Origin of the sequence: Pseudomonas sp. GM18 (genome assembly GCF_000282195.1) — a bacterium.
Taxonomy (GTDB): Bacteria; Pseudomonadota; Gammaproteobacteria; order Pseudomonadales; family Pseudomonadaceae; genus Aquipseudomonas.
The window spans coordinates 1-9,880 of the sequence record NZ_AKJT01000067.1 but is presented as its reverse complement, the minus strand read 5'-3'; the positions used below and the strand labels follow the sequence as shown (position 1 = coordinate 9,880).

The 9,880-nt window shown below is 60.1% G+C and carries 10 protein-coding genes; 5 read left to right on the top strand and 5 right to left on the bottom strand.

Features of this window, described 5'->3' with window-relative positions; translation table 11 throughout:
* Window positions 1–109 precede the first annotated feature (109 nt).
* Entirely contained in the window at window positions 110–1,204 is a 1,095-nt protein-coding gene (locus PMI21_RS11170; RefSeq protein ID WP_007939419.1) for a DUF1615 domain-containing protein, read from the top strand.
* Between the two features lie 81 nt (window positions 1,205–1,285).
* A complete protein-coding gene (locus PMI21_RS11175; protein WP_007939418.1) occupies window positions 1,286–1,906 on the top strand; it encodes a glutathione S-transferase N-terminal domain-containing protein in 621 nt (206 codons plus the stop codon).
* A gap of 2 nt (window positions 1,907–1,908) precedes the next feature.
* Here PMI21_RS11175 and PMI21_RS11180 read toward each other — a convergent pair whose 3' ends face one another.
* Window positions 1,909–2,349: a CBS domain-containing protein gene (locus tag PMI21_RS11180; RefSeq protein WP_007939416.1), complete on the bottom strand. Its 441-nt coding sequence runs from the start codon at window positions 2,347–2,349 to the stop codon at window positions 1,909–1,911.
* Between the two features lie 208 nt (window positions 2,350–2,557).
* Between PMI21_RS11180 and PMI21_RS11185 the strand changes: the two genes are divergently transcribed.
* The gene (locus PMI21_RS11185) at window positions 2,558–4,918 is read left to right on the top strand and encodes a DNA polymerase II (RefSeq protein ID WP_162130341.1); all 2,361 of its coding nucleotides are present in this window, start codon (window positions 2,558–2,560) and stop codon (window positions 4,916–4,918) included.
* Here PMI21_RS11185 and PMI21_RS11190 read toward each other — a convergent pair.
* The 3 genes from PMI21_RS11190 to PMI21_RS11200 form a co-directional block, all read right to left on the bottom strand.
* Window positions 4,883–5,353, bottom strand: coding sequence for a DUF1810 domain-containing protein (locus tag PMI21_RS11190; protein ID WP_007939414.1), 471 nt, complete (start codon window positions 5,351–5,353; stop codon window positions 4,883–4,885). The two genes, PMI21_RS11185 and PMI21_RS11190, sit on opposite strands and share 36 nt — an antisense overlap.
* A 30-nt stretch (window positions 5,354–5,383) precedes the next feature.
* Window positions 5,384–6,205, bottom strand: a complete 822-nt coding sequence (locus tag PMI21_RS11195) for an aldo/keto reductase (RefSeq protein ID WP_007939413.1) — start codon at window positions 6,203–6,205, stop codon at window positions 5,384–5,386.
* Between the two features lie 143 nt (window positions 6,206–6,348).
* The gene (locus tag PMI21_RS11200) at window positions 6,349–7,497 is read right to left on the bottom strand and encodes an aldose epimerase family protein (protein WP_007939412.1); all 1,149 of its coding nucleotides are present in this window, start codon (window positions 7,495–7,497) and stop codon (window positions 6,349–6,351) included.
* A 274-nt stretch (window positions 7,498–7,771) separates the two neighbouring features.
* On the opposite strand from PMI21_RS11200, the gene PMI21_RS11205 reads away from it, so the two are divergent.
* Window positions 7,772–8,557, top strand: coding sequence for a sulfite exporter TauE/SafE family protein (locus PMI21_RS11205; RefSeq protein WP_007939411.1), 786 nt, complete (start codon window positions 7,772–7,774; stop codon window positions 8,555–8,557).
* Here PMI21_RS11205 and PMI21_RS11210 read toward each other — a convergent pair.
* Window positions 8,539–8,934: a VOC family protein gene (locus PMI21_RS11210; RefSeq protein ID WP_007939410.1), complete on the bottom strand. Its 396-nt coding sequence runs from the start codon at window positions 8,932–8,934 to the stop codon at window positions 8,539–8,541. The two genes, PMI21_RS11205 and PMI21_RS11210, sit on opposite strands and share 19 nt — an antisense overlap.
* Window positions 8,935–9,098: 164 nt before the next feature.
* Between PMI21_RS11210 and PMI21_RS11215 the strand changes: the two genes are divergently transcribed.
* Window positions 9,099–9,635 carry a DUF4174 domain-containing protein gene (locus tag PMI21_RS11215; RefSeq protein WP_007939409.1) on the top strand — a complete coding sequence of 179 codons (537 nt, stop codon included), beginning with the start codon at window positions 9,099–9,101 and terminating at the stop codon, window positions 9,633–9,635.
* Window positions 9,636–9,880 lie beyond the last annotated feature (245 nt).

Sequence of the window (9,880 nt, the reverse complement as noted above, 5' to 3'; positions counted from 1 at the left end):
CGAACGCAGCCTCGCAGGCTCGGCAGCTGCTACAGGGCGGGATAGTCATAGCCTGCGCCATGCCATTGATCGTATGGTTAACCTGGCTCAACGGATTTGATGGAGCATCATGCAAGCCAATCGATTGATCATGAGCGTGGCCGCGCTGTTGGTACTGGCCGGTTGCGGCACTCAGCGCCCTCAGGAACCGCCGGCCCGCAAGCCTGCCGAGGTCAAGGCCGAGATCGTCAGCCTGCTGCCGGCCAAGACGGTCGACCGCCAGGGCTGGGCCACGGACATCTACGCGGCGTTTGCCGCGCAAAAAATTTCGCCGACCACGCAAAACCTGTGTTCGGTGCTCGCGGTCGCTGAGCAGGAATCGACGTTTCAGGCTGATCCGCCGGTGCCGGGCCTGGGCAAGATCGCCCGGGATGAAATCGACCGCCGCGCCGACAAAGCCCACATTCCCAGCCTGCTGGTCAGCGGCGCCTTGCAGGTGCGCTCACCCAACGGCAAAAGCTACAGCGACCGACTGAATGCCGCGCGCAGCGAAAAAGAACTCAGTGCGATTTTCGATGACTTTATCGGCATGGTGCCCATGGGCCGGACCTTGTTCGGCGGGTTCAACCCGGTGCACACCGGCGGGCCGATGCAGGTCAGCATCGACTTTGCCGAGCAGCAGGCGCGGGATTACCCCTACCCGGTGGACGGCTCGATTCGCCACGAAGTGTTCACCCGTCGCGGTGGCCTGTATTTCGGTATCGCCCACTTGCTCGGTTATCCGGTGAGCTACAAGCAGCCGCTGTATCGCTTCGCTGATTTCAATGCCGGTTGGTACGCCAGCCGCAATGCGGCGTTTCAGAACGCGGTAACTCGTGCAACGGGTATCCCGCTGGCGCTGGATGGCGATCTGGTGCGCTACGGTTCGATCATGCCCGGCACCACGGAACTGGCGGTGCGCACCCTCGGCAAGCAGTTGGACATGCGCAACCCGACCATTCGGGATCAACTGGAGGAGGGTAAAAGTCTTCAGTTCGAGGACACCCCGCTCTATCAGCGGGTTTTCGCTTTGGCCGAACAGGCCGAAGGCCGGCCATTACCCCGGGCGGTGTTGCCGGGGATCGTGCTGCAAAGCCCGAAAATCACCCGCAAACTCACCACGGCGTGGTTCGCCAAGCGAGTCGATGAACGTTATCAACGCTGTATGAAGCGTGCGGGAGGGTAACCGGGCAAGCTTGCTCCCACATGGTTCGCGCGCAGTCTTCGGCATCTGCTACAAAGAGAGAGTCGCAGAGGAGATTTAGTCATGTACCAGCTCTATGGGCATCAGAATTCGGGGGCGGCCGCCATCGAAGCCGCGCTGGAACTGTGCGAGGTTCCTTATCGCTTCATCGACGTTTCATCGTCCCCGCAGGCGCTGCATGCGCTGGAGAAGCTCAACCCGCTCAAGCAGGTTCCCACTCTGCAACTGCCCGATGGCGGCGTTCTTACCGAGAGTGCGGCGATCCTGATTCACCTGGGCCTTACGTTTCCGGAGTCGAACCTGTTGCCGGAAAACCCGATCAAGCGCGATCAGGTGATTCATGGCCTGGTGTACATCGTCAGCAATTGTTACACCGCCATCGGCATCATCGATTACCCCGAGCGCTGGCTGGACGAGGCGGACGAGTTGTCCCGGCAAAACCTCATGGCTGGTGCCCGCCAGCGCCTGCACTGGAATTGGGAGGTGTTTGCCGATCAGTTCGCCGGCAAGTTGTACCTGGGCGATGGAAAGCCGGGCGCGCTGGATATTCTGGCGGCGGTGGTGACGCGGTGGGCGGGCACCCGGGAACACTTGCGCGTTGCGCGACCGGGGTTCTTCGCCTGGCTCGAACGCTTCGACCGGCACCCTGCATTGGCGCCGGTCTTCTCGCGGCATTGGCCGTAGGATCACTCGCCGCGAATGTACTGCTCCAGTTGCCGAATCAGTTCAGCCTGTTCGGCAATGGCTTCCTTGACCAGGTCGCCGATCGACAGCAAGCCCATCAGCTCACCGTCCTCCACCACCGGCAAGTGCCGCAGGCGTTTGTCGGACATGATGCCCATGCAGGTTTCGACGGTTTGATGGGTGTCCACGGTGATCACCGGCGACACCATGATGTCGCTGACCGGTGTGCCGACGGAGGAGCGCCCCTTGAGCACCAGTTTGCGCGCATAGTCCCGTTCACTGATGATGCCGACGACCTTTCCATCTTTCAGGACCGGTAACGCGCCGACGTTTTTGGCGGCCATCACCATCAGCGCTTCCAGCACCATTTGATGAGGCGCAATGGTGTGGACTGCCTGATTCTGTTGGGCCTTTAACTTGAGCAACTGGGCGACGGTTTTCATGACGGCTTCTCGGGTGTTGTCGTTGTCCTTGAAGAATCGTAGAGACAGGCTCACAGAGCAAGGCGCAAAGCGGCAGATAACACGCAAATAGCGTCATTCAGTGATTTTTCTTTGTGAACGCCCGATCAGCCAAGAAATCTGAGCGACGAAAATCCAGGTCGATCACGCGTAGAATCACCACTTGAATCAGATCGTTGAGGTTGCAGTGGTGGATTTACAGCAGGGCTTCGTCCTGACCCGGCATTGGCGCGATACCCCGGCCGGAACCGAAGTCGAGTTCTGGCTGGCGACCGATGCCGGTCCCCGGCGCATCCGCCTGCCGCATCAATCGTCGGTCGCGTTCATTCCACAAGCCATGCGCGAGCGAGCCGAAACGGTGTTGCGCGGCGAAAAGAACGTCGAACTGCGGCCATTGGCGCTTCTGGACTTCGAGCACCGCCCGGTGCTCGGCCTGTATTGCCAGCAGCACGGCCAGTTGATGCGCCTGGAAACCGCGCTGCGCAAATCAGGCGTCGAGGTGTTCGAAGCCGACATCCGCCCGCCGGAACGCTACATGATGGAGCGGTTCATCACCGCGCCGGTTTTGTTCGGCGGCACACCCGGTGCCGACGGCCTGCTGCTCGACGCGCAAATGAAACCCGCCCCCGGCTACCGGCCGAACCTGCGGCTGGTCTCGCTGGACATCGAAACCACCGCTCAGGGCGAGTTGTATTCCATCGCCCTGGAAGGCTGCGGCGAGCGTCAGGTGTACATGCTCGGGCTGCCCAATGGCGATGACAGCGGGGTGGATTTCCAGCTCGAATACTGCGATTCGCGAACCCTGCTGCTGAAAAAACTCAATGAATGGTTCGCCCGGCACGACCCCGACGCCATCATCGGCTGGAACGTCGTGCAGTTCGACCTGCGGGTACTGCACGAACATGCTCGTCGCCTGGCGGTGCCGTTGAAACTGGGGCGTGGCGGCGAAGAAATGCAGTGGCGCGAGCACGGCAGCGGCAATCATTATTTTGCCTCGGCTGCCGGCCGATTGATCATCGACGGCATCGAGTCGCTGCGTTCGGCGACTTGGAGCTTCCCCTCGTTCAGCCTGGAAAACGTCGCGCAAACCCTGTTGGGCGAAGGCAAGTCAATCGACAACCCATACCAGCGCATGGACGAAATCAACCGCATGTTCGCCGAGGACAAACCGGCCCTCGCCAAGTACAACCTCAAGGACTGCGAACTGGTGACGCGGATCTTCGCCAAAACCGAGTTGCTGACTTTCCTGCTGGAGCGCGCCAGCGTCACCGGTTTGCCGGCGGACCGCAGCGGTGGTTCGGTGGCGGCGTTCACGCACCTGTATATGCCGTTGATGCACCGTCAGGGCTTCGTTGCGCCGAACCTCGGCAACAAACCGCCGCAGGCCAGCCCCGGCGGTTTTGTCATGGACTCGCAGCCAGGCCTGTACGAATCGGTGCTGGTGCTCGATTACAAAAGCCTCTATCCGTCGATCATCCGCACCTTCCTGATCGACCCGGTGGGCTTGATCGAAGGACTCAAGCATCCCGACGACAGCGAATCGGTGCCGGGTTTTCGCGGCGCCCGTTTCTCACGGACCCGGCATTGCCTGCCGGCCATCGTCGCCCGGGTCGCCGAAGGCCGCGAAACCGCCAAGCGCGAACACAACGCGCCGCTGTCCCAAGCCCTGAAGATCATCATGAATGCCTTCTATGGCGTACTCGGCTCCAGCGGTTGCCGCTTCTTCGATACCCGGTTGGCCTCATCCATCACCTTGCGCGGGCACGAGATCATGTTGCGCACCCGCCAACTGATCGAAGCTCAGGGCCACGCGGTGATCTACGGCGACACCGACTCGACTTTCGTCTGGCTGCGTCGCCCCCACGGTCAGGCCGAAGCCGCGCAAATCGGCCACGCGCTGGTGGACCACGTCAACCAATGGTGGCGCGAACATGTGAAACAGGAGTACGGGCTGGAAAGTGCCCTGGAGTTGCAATTCGAAACCCACTACAAGCGCTTTCTGATGCCGACCATTCGCGGCGCCGAGGAGGGCAGCAAGAAGCGCTATGCCGGGTTGGTCACCCGTGCCGATGGCACCGACGAGATGGTCTACAAAGGCCTGGAAACCGTGCGCACCGACTGGTCGCCGCTGGCCCGGCAATTCCAGCAGGAGCTGTACCTGCGCATCTTCAATCGCAAGCCCTATCAGGATTACGTGCGTGACTATGTGCGCAAGACCTTGGCCGGTGAGTTCGACGAGCGCCTGATCTACCGCAAACGCCTGCGTCGGCCTCTCGATGACTATCAACGCAATGTTCCGCCCCATGTACGGGCCGCGCGCATCGCCGACGAGTACAACGACCAGCAGGGGCGGCCGCGGCAATATCACAACGGCGGCTGGATCAGTTACGTGATCACGGTCGCCGGCCCCGAACCGCTGGAAGTGCGCAGCGCGCCGATCGACTACGACCATTACGTCACCCGGCAGCTGCAACCGGTGGCGGATGCGATCCTGCCGTTCGTGGATGACGATTTCTCAACGCTGATTGGTGGGCAACTGGGCCTGTTTTGAGTCCAGCAGCGACAGCGTCCAGTCATCCGGTATGCCGTGAAAGTACTGATCCAGAGCCTGATGGAACAGGCTGCCTTTTGGCGAAACCTGGGCAAACAGCGTCATCGATGAGTGAAACTTGAGGTTGTCGGGGTGTCCGAAAATCTTGGTGATCGAGCGTTGCGGAACGTCCAACACCAGTTGCGTGCAGGTGCGCAAGCGTGGCCCCAACAACGGATGTTCCAGATACGCCACAGCTTCCTCACTGGAGTGAATGGCAAAGTAGCGGGACATTTCGCTGTCACCCAACCCGGCAAACTGCGGAAAGATGAACCACATCCAGTGCCGGCGCTTCTGGCCGGCGCGCAGTTCATCCTGAACCCACTCGAACACAGGATCCTGTGCCTGGACGAAGCGTGGCAAATTGAAAGAGTCGAGCTGATCGGTACTTCTCATGCCGATGCCCTCTGATAGCTCCGCGATGGCTCAGACCATGGCCAACCGCTGCTTGCGTTGTGGCGCGCGAAACGCTTGGTCCAGCGCCTCCAGATCCCCGACTTCAAGCTGCAATTGTGCCGCTTGCGCGTTGAGCTGCACATGTTCGGGGTGGACCGCTTTGGGGATGGCGATCACCCCGTTCTGACGCAGAATCCATGCCAGCGCTACCTGCGCCGGTGTCGCCTCGTGACGGGCGGCAACCTGCTTGAGCATCGGATTGGCCAGCATATGCCCGCCCTGGCCGATCGGACAGTAAGCCATCACCGGCATTTTTTGCTGTTGGCTCCAGGGCAGCAGATCGAATTCGATGCCACGTTCTTCCAGGTTATACAGCACCTGATTGGTCGCACAGGCCGGTGAGGCCAGTTCTTCCAGGTCGTCCAGATCGAAGTTGGATACGCCCCAACGGCCGATCTTGCCGTCTTCGCGCAGACGTTCGAAGGCTTCGACGGTTTCCTCGAGGGGATAATCGCCGCGCCAGTGCAACAGATAAAGATCGATGTAATCGGTATTCAACCGCCGCAGGCTGCGTTCGCAGGCCTGTGGGATGCCTTTGCGGCTGGCGTTGAAGGGGTAGACCTTGCTCACCAGGAAAACCTGGTCGCGCAGGCCCGTGATGGCTTCACCCACCACCTCTTCGGCGCCCCCTTCAGCGTACATCTCAGCGGTGTCGATCAGGGTCATGCCCAACTCGATGCCCAGGCGCAGCGCTGCAACTTCCTTGGTGTGTCGGGAGCGTTCCTCTCCCATGTGCCAGGTGCCTTGGCCGATGACCGGCACAGGGCGGCCGGCCAGCTCAAGAGTACGCATGAATCCTCCTTGTCGAAGTCCGATCGATACTACAGTTGGCAGCAAAATAGCAGGGTGGTTCCGTCGCCATCATGAAAGATCGCAGCCTGCGGGGCGGGTTGTACCCGCGATATCGGAGCTGTCGCAGGCTGCGATCTTTTGATCTACCGGGCGGAGAACCTGAACACCGTGGTCTGGGCATAGGTCTTGCCCGGATCCAGCCGCGTGGACGGGAAGGCCGGCTGGTTTGGCGAGTCCGGATAATGCTGGGTTTCCAGCGTAAAGGCACCCCAATGCGGGTAAACCTTGCCGGCCTTGCCCTTGACCGAACCGTCGAGGAAGTTGCTGGTGTAGAACTGTACGCCAGGTTCGGTGGTGTAGAGCTGCAAGCGACGGCCGGATTGCGGATCGCTGACATCGGCGGCGAGTTTGCCCAGGTCGCCCTTGGCATCCAGCACCCAGTTGAAGTCAAAACCGCCGTGTTTCGGTTCGGCGAATTTCAACTGTGGGTGATCGGCCTTGATGTGTTGACCGATGGCGGTCGGTCGGGTGAAGTCCATGGGCGTGCCGGCGACCGGGGCCAGCTCACCGGTGGGGATCAGTTTGCCGGTGACTGGCGTGTAACGGGTGGCGTGCAAGGTCGCCAACTGCTTCAGCACATCGCCGTTACCCGCGCCGGCCAGGTTGAAATAGCTGTGGTTGGTCAGGTTCAGTACCGTGGGTTTATCGCTGCTGGCCTTGTAGTCGATGCGCAGCTCATTGTTCTCGGTGAGGCTGTAGGTGACCTCGGTTTTCAGGTTGCCGGGGAACCCCATTTCGCCATCCGACGACAGGTATGTCAGCGTCACGCCCACCGAATCCTTGCCCTTGCTCGGTTCGGCTTTCCACACCCGCTTGTCGAACCCTTGGGCGCCGCCGTGCAGCGAATTGCTGCCGTCGTTGAGCGGCACCTGAAAGCGCTTGCCATCCAGCTCGAAGGCGCCGTTGGCCAGGCGATTGCCGAAGCGGCCGATGGTCGCGCCGAAGAACGCCGTGCCACTTTGATAACCCTGTACGTCGTCGAAACCAAGCACCACATCGTCGAGCTTGCCGTTTTTGTCCGGCACTTTCAGTGATTGAAGAATCCCGCCGTAGGTAATGACCGTGGCCTGCAGGCCATGGCTGTTGCGCAAAATGTATTGCTCGACGGGCGTGCCGTCATTGGTTTTGCCGAAGGCTTTTTGTTCGCTGGACAAGCCAGTGGCGTGAGCGGAGAGGGTGGCGATCATCAGGGACAGTCCGAGGCCGGAGAGCAGGTGTCGGGATTGAAGCATGGTTGACCTTCCTTTTTGTTGTTTTTAAGAAGTAGTCATACTAATGATCGTGATTTAGCGCGATCAAGGAAGGATTTATAGCCTATGTCTTGAGTATTGCAATTAAAAAGTATGACTAATTTGAGAGCTCCCACAGGGGATTGGTATTGAGGGAGAGGATCGCTGTTCCATATCGGTGAATTGGCATAACGATAGACCGCATCGATATATGTGGTTATAAGAAAAATCGCTATGCTGCGTCCGGTTTATTTCCTGCGATTTTCTGGGCGTATTAATGGAATTCGGTAATTTCGGGTTGGTCGTTGCAGGTCTGGTGGTCGGCTTTATTGTCGGCATGACCGGGGTTGGGGGCGGTTCGTTGATGACGCCGATCCTGCTGTGGTTCGGCGTTAACCCGGCCACGGCGGTGGGCACGGACTTGCTGTACGCGGCCATTACCAAATCCAGTGGTGTGCTGGTTCATCGCAAGAACAAGAACATCGACTGGGCGATCACCGGTTGGCTGACCCTCGGCAGTGTGCCGGCGGTAGCCCTGACGCTGTGGTTCCTGAGCACTTTGCAAACCTCGCCCGAGGCGATGAACGCCGTCATCAAACAGGCGCTGGGTTTCGTATTGTTCGCCACTGCGCTGGCGATTTTCTTCAAGAAACGCCTGCTCGATTTCGCTCACAAACGGGCGGGTGGCCAATACAACCCCAGCGGCTCCCGGTTGAATGCACTGACCGTGATCACCGGCCTGGTGCTCGGTACCATGGTGGCCCTGACCTCCATCGGCGCCGGCGCCCTGGGCACCGTCGCGCTGTTCATCCTGTATCCGCTGCTGCCCACTCGTCGCCTGGTCGGCACCGAAATCGCTCACGCGGTGCCCCTGACCCTGGTCGCCGGCCTGGGCCACGCGAGCATGGGCAACATGGACTGGCACGTCCTGGGCTTCTTGCTGGTCGGTTCGCTGCCAGGGATTTACCTGGGCAGCCATTTGACCGGGCGCATCTCCGACGAACTGCTGCGTCCGTGCCTGGCGACGATGCTGGTGCTGATCGGCTACAAACTGGCGTTCTGATCCGATACCGCTTCCCGAGTAAAAATCTCCAGCAGATGCCCGTCCGGGTCATCGAAGTACACCCGCCGGCCACCGGCGTAATCATTGATTTCGTTCGGCCGCTGCTTACCGGGGTCGGCCCACCACGGCTGCTTGATCGCCTGCAGGCGAGCGAAGGCCGCATCGAAGTCGTCGTCACCAATCAGGAACGCATAGTGCTGGGACGCGATGGGCGGGTCGTTGTTGTAGAAATCCAGCGACACCCCGTTATCGAACTTGACCACCAGCATCGGCCCGAACGGCTCGGGATCGGGCAGGCCGAGGAGGTCGGTCAGGTAGCGTGCCGAAACCTGTTTGTCACGGCACCAGACGATGGTGTGGTTCAGCTGAGCGCTCATGGAGAAACCCTCACGGTGAATCAGGTATGAGATTAGCTCAGGCTGTTGCGCAATGACCGCCCTGACCTAAGCTTGGGCAAGGCGGAACACAATCGCGGTGCATCGCCCGAAACGATCACCGTGATGCGCAATCATTAGAGCGTGGATATCAAAAGGAGATGCGCATGCTCATCAGGTCTTTGACCCTGGCTACTCTGCTGGCTTTCGTCGGTCCTTCATTCGCCGCCGATGACGATTCCCCTCTGGTTAAAGACGTGGGCAGGGCCCGTCCCCTGATTGTCATCGCGCCCAGTTCGGTCGACCCCGTTTGGCTCAACCTGAAAAAATCACTGGACGACTCCGCCAACCGCAAGGGCTTCACCGATCGAAACATGGTGCTGTACACCGTGATCAATACGATGGGCCAACGGGACGGCAAAGACCTCGACCCGCAATCGACGATGGCGCTGATCCGCTCGCTCAAACTGGGCGCCGGCGCGAAGAGCAAAATCATCCTGATCGGCAAGGATGGCGAAAAGAAGCTTGAGCAATCGGATGCGGTCGAGTTGAAAGAGATATTCAACACCGTCGACCAACTGCCGACCGCAGAGAAGGAAGCGACAGTACCTGTGCCAGCGCCGGTGGCTGAAGTCGCACCGGCCAAAGGTGCCAAAGGCAAACCGGCGAAGCCTGCCAAGCCGGCTGAGCAACCGGATGATTGAATTTTCGCTGGTCAGTCAAGAAATCTGAGCGACGAAAATCCTGTGGGAGCGTGCGGTGCGGCGATCCCACAGGTTCTGCGTCTTGACCATTTTTCGTCTATCCCCCGAACGTCCGTAGCAGCTGCCGAGCCTGCGAGGCTGCGTTCGGCTGCGCAGCAGTCGCAAAACCTGCCACCGCGTTCTTTCAGGCAAACCGCATTCGCTGGATGGCGACCGCTTCGCGGCCGAACGCAGCCTCGCAGGCT